We start from the raw sequence: 16,791 nt of genomic DNA on the forward strand, positions 1-16,791 counted from the left end.
GATTCTCCGGTTGTGCCGCGGCCGTGCGCCGTGGCGATGGTGGAAACAACGCTGTCAAACAGGTCCTTCAGGTTTTCGCAGAAGGAAGCTTCGATACCAGCCGCAATGAAACGGTCAAGCCCTCCAGCTGGTAATGAGGGCGCAAATAGAACTTCGACGCGTAGTAGCCTGGATTGCCTTCGACTTCCTCGAGCACCACTTCGGCCGCGGCCAGCGGCTTCTTGGCCTTGTATGCCTCGCTCGAGTTGGCGGGGTCGCCGTCCACGTACTGCATGATCCATTTCGTCAGCCAGCGCTGCATTTCGTCGCGCTCCTTGAACGAGCCGATCTTGTCGCGCACGATGCACTTGAGGTAATGCGCGAAGCGGCAGGTCGCGAACAGGTAGGGCAGCCGCGCGGCCAGGTTGGCATTCGCGGTGGCGTCGGGATCGTCGTATTCGGCCGGCTTGTGCAACGACTGCGCACCGATGAAGGCAGCGAAGTCGGTGTTCTTCTTGTGCACGAGCGGCATGAAGCCGTTGGCTGCCAGCTCGGCCTCGCGGCGATCGGAAATCGCGATCTCGGTGGGGCACTGCATGTCCACGCCGCCGTCGTCGGTGGGGAATGTATGCACCGGCAGGCCTTCCACCGCGCCGCCCGATTCGATGCCACGGATGCGCGAGCACCAGCCATACATCTTGAACGAACGGTTGATGTTCACCGCCATCGCATAGGCCGCGTTGGCCCATGTGTAGTTCTTGCTGCCGGGGGCGGTCGTGTCCTCCTCGAAGTCGAAGTCGGCCACGGGGTCGGTCTTCGCGCCATAGGGCTGGCGGGCAAGGAAGCGCGGCATGGCCAGGCCCACGTAGCGCGAATCCTCGGATTCGCGGAACGAGCGCCATGCCGCATGCTCGGGCGTCTGGAAGATCTTCGTGAGATCGCGCGGGTTGGCCAGCTCGTTCCACGATTCCATCAGCATGACCGACGGGCGGCGGCGGAGATGAAGGGCGCGTGGGCCGCGGCCGCCACCTTCGCCATCGACGTCAGCAGTTCCACGTCCGGCGCGCTGTTGTCGAAGTAATAGTCGCCGACGATGCAGCCGAAGGGCTCGCCGCCGAACTGGCCGAACTCCTGCTCGTACATCTTCTTGAACAGGGGGCTCTGGTCCCAGGCCGTGCCCTTGAATTTCTTCAGGGTCTTGCCAAGGTCGTTCTTCGAGATGTTCAGCACGCGAACCTTCAGCATCTCGTCGGTTTCGGTGTTGTTGACGAGGTAGTGCAGCCCCCGCCACGCGCCTTCAAGTGCCTGGAACTGCTCCGTGTGCAGGATCAGGTTCACCTGCTCGGTGAGCTTGCGGTCGAGCGCGGCGATCAGACTTTCGATCGTGCCCAGCACGTCGCCCGAGATCAGGTTCGTTCCCGCCAGCGCCTGTTCGGCCAGCGTGCGCACGGCCACCTCGACGGACTCCCGCGCCTTGTCCGACTGTGGCCGGAATTCCTTTTGCAGCAGGGAGCTGAAGTCGCTTGCCTCCAGCGTGCCCGCCTGCCCATCGCCTTCCAGTTTCGCTGCTGCCGATGCTTCTGCCATGGCTGTCTCCCTGTGATTATTCGGTCGGCTTCGGCGCCGCGGTCAGCGACTGCATGAGGGCCGGTTCGGCCAGCAGTTTCGCGATCAGGTCCTCGGCACCCGTCTTGCCATCCATATAGGTCATCAGGTTGGCCAGTTGTCCGCGCGCTTCGAGCAGCTTGCGCAATGGTTCCACCTTGCGCGCGATGGCGGCGGGGCTGAAGTCGTCCATGCTTTCAAAGGTGAGATCGACCGCCACGTTGCCTTCGCCGGTCAGTGAATTGGGCACCTGCACGGCCACGCGCGGCTTCATCGCCTTCATCCGCTCATCGAAATTGTCGACATCGATTTCGAGGAATTTTCGGTCCGACACGGGCGCCAGCGGGTCGGATGGCTGACCGGACAGGTCGGCCAGCACGCCCATGACGAACGGCAGCTGGACTTTCTTTTCCGCGCCGTAGACCTCGACGTCGTACTCGATCTGCACCCGCGGCGCGCGGTTGCGTGCGATGAACTTCTGACTGCTTTCCTTGGCCACGATTTCCTCCTGATGATTGAATGCCGCGTTTTTTTGCGCAGTGGTACGCCTGCAGAACGACTTCCGGTGCTACTCCTGCAGCGGCCCGCGGATGACGAGCAGCTGCTTGACGCCGTCCGGCGCCAGGTCTTCCATCACTTCGATGAATGTCTTCGGCACGAGCCGCTTGGCCCGCTCCAGCAGCAGCGGGACGGGGCTGGAGGGCTCCTGCCGCTGGTAATAGTCGAGCAACTTGTCCAGTGTCTTGATGACGTCGTCCCGGTCCCGGACCTCGCCCGAGATGCCCGCGACGGCGGTGGGAGCGGTCGCTATTGCGCCGGTGCCGCCGGTGTCGCCGGCGGCATCGCCTCCCTCGGGCCCCGCCGCTTCGGGCTGCACGTACGGCTGCAGCGTGGCGCCGATGCGCGCCAGCGGGCGCAGCAGCGGTGCAAGATTGAGGGCCTGCGCATTGCCGACACGGCGCACGAGCGTGGCTTCGATACGCATCACGCTGGCATGGGCCTGTGTCGCCGCCGCGAGTACCTGGCGCAGGGTTTCCTGCATGGGTTCCTGTGACATGGCCTGGAGTGCCTTGTCGATCGATGCCGGGGCCATGGCCGTTTGCCCGGCGGGCACGGCGGCTTCGCCGCTCGCGTAGTCGAGCTGGCGCAGCGACAGCGGCCCCAGGCCAGGCAAGGCCACGAACGAGGCTTCGTTCAGCTCGCGCAGCACGGTGGCCGTGTCGGCCAGGGGCGCGAGGCTGTTGATGCGCAAGGTGGGATCGTTGCCGTCGTCGGCGTCGAGCTGCGGGTGCAGATCGTCCCAATGTGCTTCGAGCATGCCGTCGATCGCCTGCAGGCCGCTCGCCAGGCCGGGCACGCCATCCAGCGCCAGCAGCGCCCGGGCCAGCGGCACGGCAATGCGCAGGTCGCGGGTGCGGCCCAGCAGTTCCACGGCCTGCCTGCGCACCAGCTTCCAGTCCGGTGGCACGGCCGGGGTCACGGTAACGCCGTACTGCACTTCGGGCTTGCCGACGAGGTTGCGCTCCAACTCCTGGAAGGCAGGGTCGTACTCCAGATTGGGACCGCATGGCGCATCGTCGCTGACCGCCTGCCCCAATATCCCGATATCGATCATTTCCATGGCGCCATTGCCCGATGAATAAAAAACGCGAGTCGCCCCCCCGCGCATCCAAGGATGTGCCGGCTCGCTTTTAATGAATGATGTGCTGGTCGAATTGCTGCCGTGTACAGGTCAGACGGCAGCCCCAATATGGGCGTGTCTCTTCAATGCGAGTCCTGGATTCTTCGCCCCGTTAGCAAGGAGTGCTTTATCAAAGAATATTTTGCCGGAAATCCAGGCCTCATCCTCCGCCGATCGGCGGCATTATTCAGGTTCTTCCGCTAGCGCCCGGATCGGTAATCCGGGCGTGGTTCGGGGCGCCACCGATGCCTTTATTGGACGCCTGGATTGCAAACCCGGCGCTTCGGTTCGTTATTGGCATCTGCCCCGTCATTTCCGGTTAACTATACTGCCGCCGCAAGCAAAAAATGAAAATTATTTTTATGATGTTTTAATTTTGATACGCACGGCAACCACATCCGCTGGCACGACAGTCAGCCTTATTCAATTCATGACTGAATTGATTTCCTGTACAGCAGGATTCTCCGCCGATAATTAAACTATCCGGAAGGTAATAGCCATTGTCATCCCACCGTCCGATGCCGCTGATTACCAATGTAGCAAATCCCCCGGCGTGTTATTACCCCACTTATTAATGGGTGCCATGGGCGGGAAGCCATGTTAATCTTGCCCACAGCTTTGCCAGCCGCGCGGGCAACCCCGGCACGGCATTCGAGGCAGCAGTCGAACCTACCGGGAGCGCTCAGCGCATGAACCAGCCGCATGACGACGAGCACACTGTCCTGGCTTCCAGCGCTCCGCTCGGCGTTCCTCCCGCGGTGCCCGGAACGGGCCATGACGACAACGCGCTCCCCATCGGCGCCCGCCTGGGCGATTTCGAGATTGTCGGCATCCTCGGCATTGGCGGGTTCGGCATCGTGTACCGGGCGCACGACCATTCGCTCGACCGGGATGTCGCGCTGAAGGAATACATGCCATCGACGCTGGCATCGCGCTCACAGGCGAACGTGCGCGTCAAGGCGACGCATCACGCGGAGATGTTCCAGGCCGGCTTGCGCAGCTTTATCAACGAGGCGCGCATGCTCGCCCACTTCGACCACCCGGCGCTCGTCAAGGTCTACCAGTTCTGGGAAGCGAACGGCACGGCCTATATGGTAATGCCGTGTTATCACGGCAAGACGCTGAAGCAGGCGCTGCAGGCACGCCCGGGGCCACCTGGCGAGGCGTGGCTGAACAGGCTGCTGGCGCAGTTGCTCGATGCGCTCGAACTGATTCACGGCGAGCACTGCTTTCACCGCGATATCGCGCCCGACAATATCCTGATGCTGGACGATGTGCGCCCGCTGCTGCTCGACTTCGGGGCCGCCCGGCGGGCCATCGAGGGCATGACGCAGGCGTTTACCGTCATCCTCAAGCAGGGCTACGCACCGATCGAGCAATATGCCGAAGTGCCGGGCATGCAGCAGGGTGCATGGACCGACCTGTATGCGCTGGCCTCGGTGGTGCATTACGCCATCGACGGCCGCCCGCCGGTGCCGGCCGTTGCCCGCATCATTGCCGATCCGTACGTGCCGCTGGCAGACAGGCTTGCCGGCAGCTACAGCGAGGGGTTCCTGGCGGCGATCGACCAGGCGCTGGCGGTCAAGCCCGAGCAACGCCCGCAAAGCGTTGCCGAAATGCGAACGTTGCTGGGCCTGGACAATAAAGCGGCGTCCGTGGCGCTACCAGGCGCGGCGCTGCCGTTTGCCACGCCGCCAGCCGTGCCACCGGCTGCCACATCGTTTCCATCGCCGCCCGCCTCGCCGCCGCCGTTGCCACGTTCCGCTCCGCCGCCCGCATCACCGGCGCCTGCGGCCGTGCCATCCACGGCCGCGGCAGCCGGTCGCGCCAGGTCGCGCGGGCCGGTCTATGCCGGCGGCGTCGCCGTTGCGCTGGTCGTGGCAGGGCTGGGTTACTACCTGCTCTCCGGCAATCCTTCCACGCCCGCAGCGTCCACGCCAGGCGCCCAGCCGGGGCCGCCGGCGACGACAGCGGCCCCGGCACCCACGCCGGTGCAGCCGCCAGCCACGCCGCGCCCGTTCGAGCCCGTTGCCGCCCTCGACGACATCCTTGCCGCCGCCAGCCCTGACCGCACGGTAACCGTCCAGGTCGACAAGCCACGGGTGCGGATCGGTCGGGACGCGCTGGAATTCTCGGTCCGCGCATCCCACGCGGGCTATGTCTACCTGTACATGGTCGGCAGCGACCGCAATAACTTCTGGCTGCTGTTCCCCAATGCGATCGACCGCGACAACGCCATCGCCGCGGGCGAAACAAGGGAACTGCCTGGTTCGACTCGCGGCAAGGGCCGGTGGCGCCTGGAAGCGGGCGGGCCGCCAGGCACCGACCAGCTGGTCGTGATGGTATCGGATGCGCCACGCCGTTTCGACGGCGCGGGCCTTGTCGCCGGGGAAGCGTTCGCGGAGTTTCCCATCGCCCGCGCGGCACAGCTGCACCGGGCGTACACGGGAAAGACGCCGCTGTTCGCCGGCGTCCCCGACTGTGCCGGCGCGGCCTGCTCCGGCGCCTATGGTGCCGCCGCGTTCGCGGTCGAGGAAGTCAACCGCTGAACCCGTTTACTTCGACAGGTTGACGACGGTGACGCGCCGGTTCTCGGCGGCGATCGGGTTGGCCCTGTTCATCAGTTCGCGGTCACCCTTCCCCACCGGCTCGAGCCGCGCGGTATCGATCTTGCCGCTGCTGACCAGGTAATCGCGCACCGATTCGGCACGCGCCTGCGACAAGGCCAGGTTGCCCTCCGGCGTGCCGCGCGGATCGGCATGGCCTTCGATGGCAAAACGGAAACCGGCCAGCTTTTCCGACACGAGCGCCTCGCGCACCACGTCGAGCGAGCGCCGGGCGGCGGACGTCAGCGCCGCGGAATTGGTTTCAAATGTGATCAGCAACGAGGCGCTGGCCGGCTTGGCCGCATGGCCGCCGGCATCGTCGTCGCGGGTCACCCGCAGGCTGCGCATGCGGACCGGCTTGGCCGGCGGCGTCAGCGCATCGACCAGCGCCTTTTCCGTGACCTGCCCTTCCGTCAGCACGGGTGCCTCCTGCCCCAGCACCGGCAACGCCGCCAGCAGGCTGGCGGCCACCAGGATACGTCCCTTCATATCGAACTCCTTCAGCTTTTCGCTACGTGAAAGGCGCGATGTTCCCGCCGCGCGCCACCGGTCCAGTTGCCTTATAGCCATGCCGCATGGCAGGCTCATCGCAGCACCGTCGTGCATGAATCGGCGCAGGCGACCGCCAGCGCCGAATAGTTATCCTGCCCCGGGCGGCCGCGCTCCCTGATCAATTGCTCGAGCTGAAACAGCCACGTGTCGGGATCGACGGACGCGGCCAGGTTCCGCTCCATGTCGGCCTCGGCCACGTATTCCCAGAATCCGTCCGTGCACAGCAGGAAACGATCGCCATCGCGCACGTGCAGCGGCGCCGCCTCGACGCGCGGCTCGGGCGGATCGGTGTCGCCCATGGCGGCCAGCAGCGCATTGCGGTGACGGGAACCGCGCAGGTCACCCGGCGCCAGGTAGCCCGCATCGACCATTGTCTGCACCACCGAATGGTCGCGTGTCTGCAACAGGATGACGTTACCGCGGAAACAATACAGTCGCGTATCGCCGACATGCGCCCAGGTCGCCCGGGCATTCCGGGTGTCGACGGCCAGCACCACGAGCGTGGCGCGCATGCCGGCCAGCCCGGGGCGGCGGCGCTGCTCGGCCACCAGGCTGTCGTGCGCGGCGCGCACCGCGCCGAGGACATTGGCGGAGGTGGGCTGCGGTTGCCCCTGAAACCGGCCGAGCACGCCCTGCACGACGATCCGCGACGCAAGCTGGCCGCCGGCGTGGCCGCCGAGACCGTCGGACAGTACGCCGAACCAGCAGTCGGGGCCAGCCCAGAAACCATAGGCATCCTCATTGACCGCACGGCCACCGGGGCTGGAAAGCACGGAAACACGCAGATCCATAGGAGCCTGTCCGCCAATCTGTTGCAAACCATCGCTAACCCGAAGAAAACCCATCCGTTCGGGCTTATTTCCCTCGCATATTGCCGTTTCGTTCGGTAGCCAATAAGAAGCCGGGAAGAAGCCGGGAAGAAATGCAGGCGCCGAAGAAACCGGCGGCCATTCTCAGCAATTAACAGCGCAGTTATCAAAATAATATTTTGATTCTAGCGACGTCATTAGGGGGTGGCAAGGAATTCCCACCTTGTTGCGGCGGCACCACGCAGGATTAAATACGAGCGCTTTGGACTATACTGGCTTAACTTTTACCACGTGATGCTGGCGTTAATTCACGCATGCACTTGTGTGTATCTGACGGGTGTTTTCGGCTGTCCAGATGGACTGAGCAATATATTCCGTTTTGCAATCGGCCATATCGGCCACGCCATAAACCGACACAAAAACCACCACAAAAATCACCACGAGAGCCAGCAAGAGCCACTGAGAGCCAACGCATGAGCCGCCCCTGCCCGGTCGAGCATCCGGCAGGCTTTATTTCACGCGCCATTTTCGCGCGGCGCATTCGCGATACCTGTTGCCGGTGCAGATCGTTTGTATTGAAAAGCCATCCCGCAATCTGCCTGATAACGCAATGAACGGTGGCGATCCTTGCCGGTGAGTACCGGCACGATAAGGAGGAACAATGGTCATACGCTTGCGTTGCCTGGTCATGCAGCTTGCCCACGCCCTCCGTACGACAGCACCAGCATTTTCTCTTGCGCCACGCGCCACGGGGCTGGCAAGCCGGGCAGGCTATTGCGTTGCCATCGGCCTGCACATGGGGATGGCCTTCGCACAGGAACCGGCCGCACCGGCGAGCCAGCCCGGCATGCCGGTGCAGGCCGTGCGCGTGGAAGGCAATACCCTGCTGCCCGAACACACGCTGCGCGAACTCACCGCGGGGCTGGCGGGCAACCGGCACACCTTGGCCGAACTGGAAGCGCTGGCGGCGCGCGTGCAGGAAGCCTACCGGAACGCGGGCTACGGCGGTGTCGTCGCCTACCTGCCGGAGCAGGATATTTCAACAGGCAATATCGTGATCCGGGTCGTCGAGGGCAAGCTGGCGGCCGTGCGGGTGGCGGGCAACCGGTACTTCGATACGGCCAATGTCCGTGCGGGCTTGCCGAGCCTGCGCGAAGGCACGACCCCGCGGGTGGGCCATGTCGATCGTGACATCCAGCTCAGCAACGACAATCCCGCGAAGAACGTCAAGGTCACGCTGACGGCCGGCGCGCAGCCCGGCGACATCGATGCCGACGTCGCCGTGACCGACACCGACCCGCTCCAGTACCTCGTCGGCTACGGCAACACGGGCAACCGCAGCACCGGCCGGCACCGGGTGAGCGTGGGCATCCAGCATGCGAACCTGTTCGGCCGCGACCACGTGGGCACGCTGCAATTCCAGACCTCGCCCGAAGATCCGGGCCGCGTGAAGATCTTCAGCGCCGGCTATCGCATTCCGCTGTATGCCCGCGCCGCCTCGCTCGATGCCTTCGTGGCGCACTCCAGCGTGAGCAACGGCACCACGATCACGCCGGCCGGGCCGCTGTCGTTCACGGGCCGGGGTACCGTGGTCGGACTGCGCGCCAACCGCAATCTCGACCGGATCGGCGAGTACGACCATCACGTGACACTGGGCATCGACTGGCGCGACTACGAGGACGACTGCTCGATCGGCGACTTCGGCCCGGCCGGCTGCGGCTCCGCCGCGGTGGACGTGTCCACCGTACCCGTCAGTGTTTCCTACACGGGCCAGAAACAGGGGCCGCGCCTGGCGTTCGGCGTCAGTGCGGGGCTGTCGGTCAATACCGGAGGAAGCTCGCGCGCCACGTTCGACGCAGCGCGCCCTGGCGCGCCGCGCACCTATGCGATCGCCAGGGCGGCCGGCTTCGTCGACCGCGCATGGACGGCACGATTCTCGGTCAATGGCCGCCTCGACATGCAGTACAGCCCGCACGCGCTGATCTCCGGCGAGCGCTTCGGCATCGGCGGCGCGAACAGCGTGCGCGGCTATGCGGAGCGGGAAATGGCCGGCGATACGGGCTTCCTCGTGCGTTTCGAAGCCGCACCGGCACCGATCGACGTGGCAAACGGCGTACGCGTGCGGCCCTACCTGTTCGTGGACCACGGCCGCATCGTCAACCACCGGGACCTGCCCTGCCGCGGCGCCGGCGAAACGTCGTGCAAGCTGACGGGGGCAGGTATCGGCGTGCGCCTCGGCCTGGGCCGGAAAGCCACCGCCAGCCTCGATATCGGCCGAGCGCTGGAGCGCGGCATCACGACATCACCGGGAGACGTGCGGGGCCATGTCTCGCTCAATCTCGTTTTTTGACGGACCTGGCCGGGGCCTCGCTGTCTCGTCTCCATCGCAAGCCAGCTCCACGGGGGAATATCATCATGAAGCAGTCGATCGGTTCCATCGCCGCCGGCAACGATAGCGGAGCACGCCGCGCCGGACTCGCACGCCACGACAAACGCGCGCTGGAGCACCAGCACGCCCACCTTGCGCGGCACGCGATCGCCACCGCGATCGCCGCGGCATTCGGCACGGTGGCCGCGTGTGTTGCCATGCCGGCCTGGGCGCAATTGCCGACCGGTGGCGCCGTCGCGCATGGCAGTGCCGCCATCGCCACCGATGGCAACCGCATGACCGTCACGAACAGTCCGAACGCGGTGCTGAACTGGCAGTCGTTTTCCGTGGGTGCGCGCAACAGCGTGCACTTCGCCCAGCAAAGCGCCGCCAGCCAGGTATTGAACCGCGTGGTCGGCAACGACCCGTCGGCCATCCTGGGCAGCCTGTCGTCGAATGGCGGCGTGTGGCTGGTCAATCCGCACGGCGTTCTGTTCGGCAGCAATGCCCGCATCGACGTGGGCGGCCTTGTCGCCTCCACGCTGGCGTTGTCGAACGAGGATTTCCTGGCCGGGCGGTTCCGCTTCGACAGCGGCGCCCTGCCCGGCGGCCAGGTGCTGAACCAGGGGGAGATCCGCACCAGCTTCGGCGGGCGCGTGTGGCTCATGGGCGACTCGGTGCGCAACGAAGGCCTTGTCCACAGCCCCGCTGGCCACATCGTGCTGGCCGCCGGCAAGAGCATCGAACTGGTCGACTCGGGCATGCCCAACGTGACGGTGCGCGTTACCGCACCCGATAACGAGGCCGTCAACCTGGGCACCCTGCTGGCGTCCGGCCGTGGCAGCATCGACGTGCATGGCGGCATCGTCAACCAGCAGGGCATCGTCCGTGCCGACAGCATCGGCACGGATGACGGCGGCCGCGTCGTGATGAAGGCCAGCGGTGACGTCACCCTCGGCGCCGCCAGCCGGACCAGCGCGTCGGCGGCGGGAACGGGTACCGGCGGCCAGGTGCTGGTGCAATCGGCGACGGGCGCCACGCTGGTGCAGGGGAACGTGTCCGCCACCAGCGGCGGCGGCAAGGGTGGGCGCGTCCACCTGTTGGGCGAGCAGGTTGGTGTCCATGGCCAGGCGCAGGTCGACGCATCCGGCGCCACCGGCGCGGACGAGGTGCTGGTCGGCGGCGACTACGGCGGTGCCAATGCCGCCGTGCAGAACGCGGCGGCGACCTACTTCGGGCCGGGCGCGTCGATCCGGGCGAATGCCACGGGCACCGGCGATGGCGGCAAGGTCATCCTGTGGGGCGACCGCGCCACGCGCGCGTTCGGCGCGATCGCGGCGCGCGGCGGGCCGGCTGGCGGGAACGGCGGGTTTGTCGAGACTTCGGGCCTGTTCCTCGATGCGCAACCAATGGCGATCGACGTGGGCACGCACCATGGCGCACCGGGCACGTGGCTGCTCGATCCCGGCAATATTTCGATCACCGAGGGCTGCTGCATCTCCGGGATCGCGGGCACGATCAACTTCACCTACACATCGAACACAAACGATGCGGCCATTCCCGCCAGCGTCATCGCGACGGCGATCGAGAGTGGCAATAACGTGATCGTGCGCACCGGGGGCGGGGCCAACACCTCGCAGGAAGGTGACATCACCGTGGCGAGCGATATCGTGGTGCAGAGTGACTCCGCAACCGGTTCGCTCACCCTGGAGGCCCACAACGACATCATCGTGAATCCGGGCGTGAAGATCACGGCCCTTGGCACGCCGATGCAGGTGAGGTTGACCGCGGACAGCGATGCCAACAATGCCGGCGCCATCGTGTTGAACAGCGGCGTGGAAATCGGCACCCGGGGTGGCGCCATCGAGATGTTTGCGGCCAACGGCAGCACGGGCGTGGGCGATGGCATCAGCATCGCAGGCAGCACCCTCGAAGCCGGGTCAGGCCAAATCGCCCTGAATGGCAACACGGTCAACATCAGCGGCAACAGCTCGCTGACGGGGGTGAGCTTCGCCATCGTCAGCAACGCCACCACCGTTACCGGCTCGACGCTGACCGCAAGTATCGCGGGCATCTCGCTGTCGGCACGTAATCCTGCCACGAGCACCGTCACACTGACCAGCAGCACGCTGACGGCGGAGTCGCCCAACCCGACGCTCGGTGTCATCGACATCCGCGCCGGCACGCTCGACACGGTGGATGCAACCCTCAATGCCAGCGGCAACATGAACCTGGCGACGGCGCTCCGCACGTCCATCGACGGAGGCAATATGCGGGGCAGTGCCATCGTCATCAATGCCAGGGCCGTGGATATCACCGGCGACAGCAACCTGACGGGCACGAACGTCGGCATCACCGCCGGCGACGTCGCCGTCACCGATTCGACGTTGTTCGCGGCCGACGGGCGCGTCGGCGTCACGGCCAGCGCTTCCCGCGGCACGGGCGGCGTCGTCCTGCGCGATGCGCGGCTCGAGGCCAATGCGGACAACAACGAGGGCGCGGGCCTCGTTTCCGTCGTGGCCCGCACGCTTGAGGCGACGGACACCGAATTGCGCGCCGCGAACACCATCGACGTGGTGACCAGTTCGCCCGATGGCGAAGGCGCCAGCGTCGTCCTGCGCGCCACCTCGCTGTTCGCGGGCCCTGAATCGCAGGTGGCGGGCCAGCTGACCATCACCGCCGACGAGATCGATGTCGGCAATACGGTCCTGGACGGTGCCAGGTTCGTCGACCTGGTGGCGCCGTCCGTCACCATCGCGGCCGACAGCACGGTCAGGGGACAGCGTGTCGCCATCTCGGCGCAACGCCTCGGAATCGCGGACTCGCGCATCACCGCATGGGACGGCGCCATCGAACTCAGGGCCACCAGCGAAGCGGGAAATGGCGCCGCCACGCTGTCCAACGTCGTGCTCGATGCGGCGGCCGACTCCCCGACAGGGGCGGATGGCATCGACATCGTGGCCGACACGTCGGTCATGTCCGGCATCGACATGACGGCCGCCGGCGACGTGTCCATCACTGGCACGGCGACGTCCATCGACAATTCCGGCAGCGAGGCGGCCATCCGGGCGGCGGGGCTCGACATCACGTCGGGCAGCACGGAACTCGACAACGTCAACGTCACCGCTTCGCGGGAGGGCGACGCCATTACCATCCGCACCGGCACCCTGGTCAATCGAGGCAGCCGGTTTACCACGCTTGCCGGCCGCTGGCTGGTGCGCCTCGGTGCCGGCCAGCAGGGATTCCCCGCCGCGGACCTGGGCGAGCTCGACTACACATTCGTGCAGGTGAACGCCAGCGAGGCCGATCCGGTTGTCAACGGCATCGGCGCCCATGGCATCCTGATGGATGACCCGCTCAACATCGAGGTCAGGGTCGACGCCTCGCGTCCGTATGACCGTGGTACGGCGGCCACGTTCTCGCAGGCCCTGTCGCACGACGGGGGCACGGGCATCCTGGTGCTGCGCCGCGAAGGCAGCAGCATCGCCAACGGCGAGTTCGAGGACTGGAACGCGGGCACCAACAAACCCATCATCTACCAGACCGAAGGCGGCTACTTCGACATCTCAACGGCGAACGAGAGCCCCGTGTACAGCGCCACGCAATCGTACGTGGCCGACATCACGCCGAAACAGGTCACGCTGTCCGGCCTGGCGGTCGTGCCGAAGGTGTATGACGCCACCCCCTCGGCCACGCTGACCGGGGCACTCGCCGGCATCATCGAGGGCGACAGCGTCACCGTCAGCGACGCCACCGGGCTGTTCAACGACAAGAACGCGGGCGTGGACAAGCCCGTCGTGCTCACCGGCGGCACGCTGGCCGGCCCGGACAATGCGAACTACCAGCTGACCGGCGGCGCCGCGACCACCGTGGGCACCATTACCCCCCTCCCGATCACGGCGGCGGGCATCACGGCCGCCGACAAGGTGTATGACGGCGGCGTGTCTGCCACGCTGGCGGGATCGCTGTCCGGGGCCCTGCCGGGCGACGACCTGTCGCTGGCCGGCGCCACGGGAGCATTCGACGACAAGAACGCCGCCACGAACAAGCCTGTTACCGTGACGGGCGGCGCGCTGGCGGGCGCGGACCGGGCAAATTACCTCCTCGAGCCCGGCTACGTCACGCGCGCCACCATCGCCCAGCGGCCCATCACGACGGCAGGGATCACGGCGGCCGACAAGGTCTACGACGGCACCCGCGCGGCGGCGCTGGACGGCACGCTGTCGGGCATGCTCCCCGGCGACATCGTTGCGCTGGAAGGCGCCACCGGCTTGTTCGCCGACAAGAATGCGCAAGCCGCCAAGCCCGTCACGATCACCGGCGGCGAGCTTGCCGGCGCGGATGCGGGCAATTATGTGCTCGCGCCCGGGCATGTCCCGCAGGCCACCATCGCGCCGCGCCCCATCGGCGCCAGCGGCATCACGGCCGCCGACAAGGTGTATGACGGCACGCGCACCGCCAGCATCGCGGGCGTGCTGGCAGAAGCACTCGAAGGCGACGATGTGTCACTAACCGGTGCCACCGGCCTGTTCGACACGAAAAACGCGGGTAACAACAAGACCGTGTCGATCACGGGCGGCACGCTGGCCGGTCTTGACGCCGGCAACTATACCCTCGGCTCCGGCACCGGCGCCAGCACCACTGCCAGCATCGCGCGCAGGCCGATCTCGGCCACGGGCATCACGGCGGCCGACAAGGTCTATGACGGCAACCGCATTGCCGCGCTGTCGGGCTCGCTGTCCGAAGCGGTGGACGGCGACGACGTGTCGCTCGATGGCGCCACGGGACTGTTCGACGACCGGAATGCGGGAGTCGACAAACCCGTCGCCATTTCGGCGGGCGCGCTGGCGGGTCGCGACGCCGGCAACTACGTGCTCGATGGCGGGCACACGGCCACGGCCACCATCGCGCCGAAACCGATCGCCGCGACCGGGATCACCGCGCTGGACAAGGTCTATGACGGTACGCGCACCGCCAGCATATCGGGCCTGCTGGAAGAAGCGATCGAGGGCGACGATGTCGCGCTGGCCGGCGCCACCGGCCTGTTCGACACGAAGAACGCGGGCGCGGGCAAGGTCGTCACCGTGACGGGTGGCGTGCTGGCCGGCGCCGACGCCGCCAATTACACGCTGTCGGGCAGCCAGACCACCACGGCGGCCATCACCCCGCGCCCCCTCGACGCCACGGGCATCCGTGCCGCCGACAAGATCTACGATGGCAACCGCAATGCCACGCTGTCGGGCACGCTCTCAGGGGCGATCGCCGGCGATGCGGTAGCGCTGGACGGCGCCACCGGCCAGTTCGACAGCAAGAACGTGGGCACCGACAAGGCGGTGAACATCACGGGCGGGTCCCTGGCGGGCGCCGATGCCGCCAACTACGTGCTGGCGGGCGGCGGCACGGCCCGCGCCACCATCGCGCCGCGCCCGGTGGACATCGGCCTCGCCGGGCAGGTCATCAAGGAATACGATGCCACCACCGCCGCCAGCCTGGGTGCCGGCCAGTTCGTGCTGAACGGCGCGATCGCCGGCGACGCGGTCGTGGTCGGCGGACCCGCGCAAGGCAGCTTCGATTCGGCCAATGCCGGCCAGGGCAAGACCGTCAGCGTGACCGGCGTGTTCCAGATTTCGGGGGCCGACGCGTTCAATTATCGCGTGGGCGCCAGCAGCCCGGCAAACGGCGCCGGCGTGGTCACGGCGACCGTCACCGGCAACGTCGGCACGATCACGCCCGCCACGCTGTTCTACACGGCGACACCGGCGGTGCGCGAACCGGGCGTGCCCGCCGCTGGCCTGACGGGCACGGTGACCGGCTTCAAGGGAGACGACAGCCTCGCCTCCGCCACCACGGGTGTGCTGGTATGGCAGGCGGCCTCCACGCAGGCGCGGCCCGGCCTGTACCCGGTGCTGGGTTCCGGTCTCGCCGCGCTGAACTACGTGCTGGTGCAGGCGCCCGGCAACGCCGTTGCGCTGGAAGTGACGGCCGGCGTGTCGCCCGCCAACCCGCCGCAGCGGGCGCAGGAAAGCAGCACGGCGGCGATCGCCGCCGCGCTGGCGTCGGCGCTGCCACGGATCGACGCACCGCGCGCCGGCAGCGGCCTGCTGGACATGTCCAATCCCGCTGTCGGCCGCACCTATGGCGCCGTGCGGATCGGCGCGATGTCGCAGGATGAACTGACCCGGATGATCGCCCAGCGGCGCGATTTCAAGCGCAAGCTGTTCGCCGATGCGATCTACAAGCTCGAGCTCGACGCCAGCCTGGCCGATGTGCAACCCTGCACCACGGTGATCGAGGCCAGTTCCGGCGCCTGCCGCATCACGCCGAACCAGCTCAACCTGATCCAGGCCGACACGCGGCTGGCCGCGCTGGTTGCCCCGGTGAGCACGACAGGCACCTCCGTGGGCGGCAGCACGGGAAGTTCGGCGAACGGCATGGCGGGCAAGGCGGCCGCGCGCGCGGCCACGGCGCACGTGCCGCAGATCCAGCGCAAGATTGCCGTGCTGTTCGGTATCAACGACTATGCCGACAAGACCATTCCCCCGCTGGAAAACGCGGTGCCGGACGTCGATGCCGTGTCCGCGCTGCTGGAACAGAAGCTGGGCTATGACGTGCGCGTGGTGCGCAACCCCACGAAGGCCGACATCATCCGCACGCTGAACCAGTTGTCGGTCGAGATCAACGACACCGACAGCGTCGTCATCTATTACGCCGGCCATGGCTTCTCGCTGGAAAAATCCGGTGCCGGCTACTGGCTGCCCGCCGACGCGCAGGCAAGCGAGCCTGGTCGGTGGATTTCCAATGGCGACGTGGCCAGGCTGCTGTCGGGCATCCGTTCCAGCCAGATGGTGCTGATCTCGGACAGCTGCTATTCCGGCGCGTTCGCACGGGACGGCATGGATGCCGTGGGCCGCGACGTCACGCCCGAAGGCGTGCTGGCCAAGCGTTCCGTGGTGGTGATCTCGTCGGGCGGCGACGAACCGGTGGCCGACGAGGGCAAGGCCGGCCATTCGATTTTCGCGTGGAACCTGATGGAAGCGATGCGCTCGGTATCGGCCTGGAAACCCGGCAGTACCGTGTTCAACGATGTGCAGGCGGGCGTCCGCAAGGAATTCCCGCAGACACCGAAGTACGGTTCGGTCACGGCGGCGGGTCACCAGGCCGGCGGGGATTACCTGTTCGAGCTGCGGTAAT

Annotated in this window: 8 protein-coding genes and 1 pseudogene; 4 read left to right on the forward strand and 5 right to left on the reverse strand. The window is 66.7% G+C overall.

Annotation, left to right across the window (positions count from 1 at the left end):
• Positions 1 to 67: 67 nt before the first annotated feature.
• The 3 genes and pseudogenes from tssC to tssA all read right to left on the reverse strand — a co-directional run bounded on the left by tssC (position 68) and on the right by tssA (position 3,205).
• Positions 68 to 1,566 (reverse strand): annotated as a pseudogene (gene tssC / locus EWM63_RS30190) (type VI secretion system contractile sheath large subunit).
• 16 nt (positions 1,567 to 1,582) lie between these two features.
• A complete protein-coding gene (gene tssB / locus EWM63_RS30195) occupies positions 1,583 to 2,083 on the reverse strand; it encodes a type VI secretion system contractile sheath small subunit (RefSeq protein ID WP_130189818.1) in 501 nt (166 codons plus the stop codon).
• A 69-nt stretch (positions 2,084 to 2,152) separates the two neighbouring features.
• Positions 2,153 to 3,205, reverse strand: coding sequence for a type VI secretion system protein TssA (tssA, locus tag EWM63_RS30200; protein WP_165390996.1), 1,053 nt, complete (start codon positions 3,203 to 3,205; stop codon positions 2,153 to 2,155).
• Between the two features lie 73 nt (positions 3,206 to 3,278).
• Here tssA and EWM63_RS30205 point away from each other — a divergent pair, with 73 nt between their 5' ends.
• Together EWM63_RS30205 and EWM63_RS30210 are read left to right on the forward strand one after the other, a co-directional pair.
• The gene (locus EWM63_RS30205; protein ID WP_130189820.1) at positions 3,279 to 3,743 is read left to right on the forward strand and encodes a hypothetical protein; all 465 of its coding nucleotides are present in this window, start codon (positions 3,279 to 3,281) and stop codon (positions 3,741 to 3,743) included.
• 211 nt (positions 3,744 to 3,954) lie between these two features.
• The gene (locus tag EWM63_RS30210; protein WP_130189821.1) at positions 3,955 to 5,814 is read left to right on the forward strand and encodes a serine/threonine-protein kinase; all 1,860 of its coding nucleotides are present in this window, start codon (positions 3,955 to 3,957) and stop codon (positions 5,812 to 5,814) included.
• 6 nt (positions 5,815 to 5,820) lie between these two features.
• Here EWM63_RS30210 and EWM63_RS30215 read toward each other — a convergent pair whose 3' ends face one another.
• Together EWM63_RS30215 and EWM63_RS30220 are read right to left on the reverse strand one after the other, a co-directional pair.
• Entirely contained in the window at positions 5,821 to 6,360 is a 540-nt protein-coding gene (locus EWM63_RS30215; RefSeq protein ID WP_130189822.1) for an OmpA family protein, read from the reverse strand.
• A 95-nt stretch (positions 6,361 to 6,455) separates the two neighbouring features.
• Positions 6,456 to 7,214 carry a PP2C family protein-serine/threonine phosphatase gene (locus EWM63_RS30220; RefSeq protein WP_130189823.1) on the reverse strand — a complete coding sequence of 253 codons (759 nt, stop codon included), beginning with the start codon at positions 7,212 to 7,214 and terminating at the stop codon, positions 6,456 to 6,458.
• 820 nt (positions 7,215 to 8,034) lie between these two features.
• Here EWM63_RS30220 and EWM63_RS30225 point away from each other — a divergent pair.
• Both EWM63_RS30225 and EWM63_RS30230 read left to right on the forward strand, forming a co-directional pair.
• On the forward strand, positions 8,035 to 9,582 hold the full coding sequence (locus tag EWM63_RS30225; RefSeq protein ID WP_165390997.1) for a ShlB/FhaC/HecB family hemolysin secretion/activation protein: 1,548 nt from the start codon (positions 8,035 to 8,037) through the stop codon (positions 9,580 to 9,582).
• Between the two features lie 65 nt (positions 9,583 to 9,647).
• Positions 9,648 to 16,790, forward strand: a complete 7,143-nt coding sequence (locus EWM63_RS30230) for a YDG domain-containing protein (protein ID WP_165390998.1) — start codon at positions 9,648 to 9,650, stop codon at positions 16,788 to 16,790.
• Position 16,791 lies beyond the last annotated feature (1 nt).

Source organism: Pseudoduganella lutea, assembly GCF_004209755.1.
In the GTDB taxonomy this organism is placed as follows: Bacteria; Pseudomonadota; Gammaproteobacteria; order Burkholderiales; family Burkholderiaceae_D; genus Rugamonas; species Rugamonas lutea.

Coding starts and splice junctions, on each gene's coding strand:
- EWM63_RS30225 (WP_165390997.1), top strand. CDS start 8,035: ATGGCCTTCGCACAGGAACCGGCCGCACCGGCGAGCCAGCCCGGCATG.
- tssA (WP_165390996.1), bottom strand. CDS start 3,205: ATGGAAATGATCGATATCGGGATATTGGGGCAGGCGGTCAGCGACGAT.
- EWM63_RS30230 (WP_165390998.1), top strand. CDS start 9,648: ATGAAGCAGTCGATCGGTTCCATCGCCGCCGGCAACGATAGCGGAGCA.
- EWM63_RS30215 (WP_130189822.1), bottom strand. CDS start 6,360: ATGAAGGGACGTATCCTGGTGGCCGCCAGCCTGCTGGCGGCGTTGCCG.
- EWM63_RS30220 (WP_130189823.1), bottom strand. CDS start 7,214: ATGGATCTGCGTGTTTCCGTGCTTTCCAGCCCCGGTGGCCGTGCGGTC.
- EWM63_RS30210 (WP_130189821.1), top strand. CDS start 3,955: ATGAACCAGCCGCATGACGACGAGCACACTGTCCTGGCTTCCAGCGCT.
- EWM63_RS30205 (WP_130189820.1), top strand. CDS start 3,279: ATGAATGATGTGCTGGTCGAATTGCTGCCGTGTACAGGTCAGACGGCA.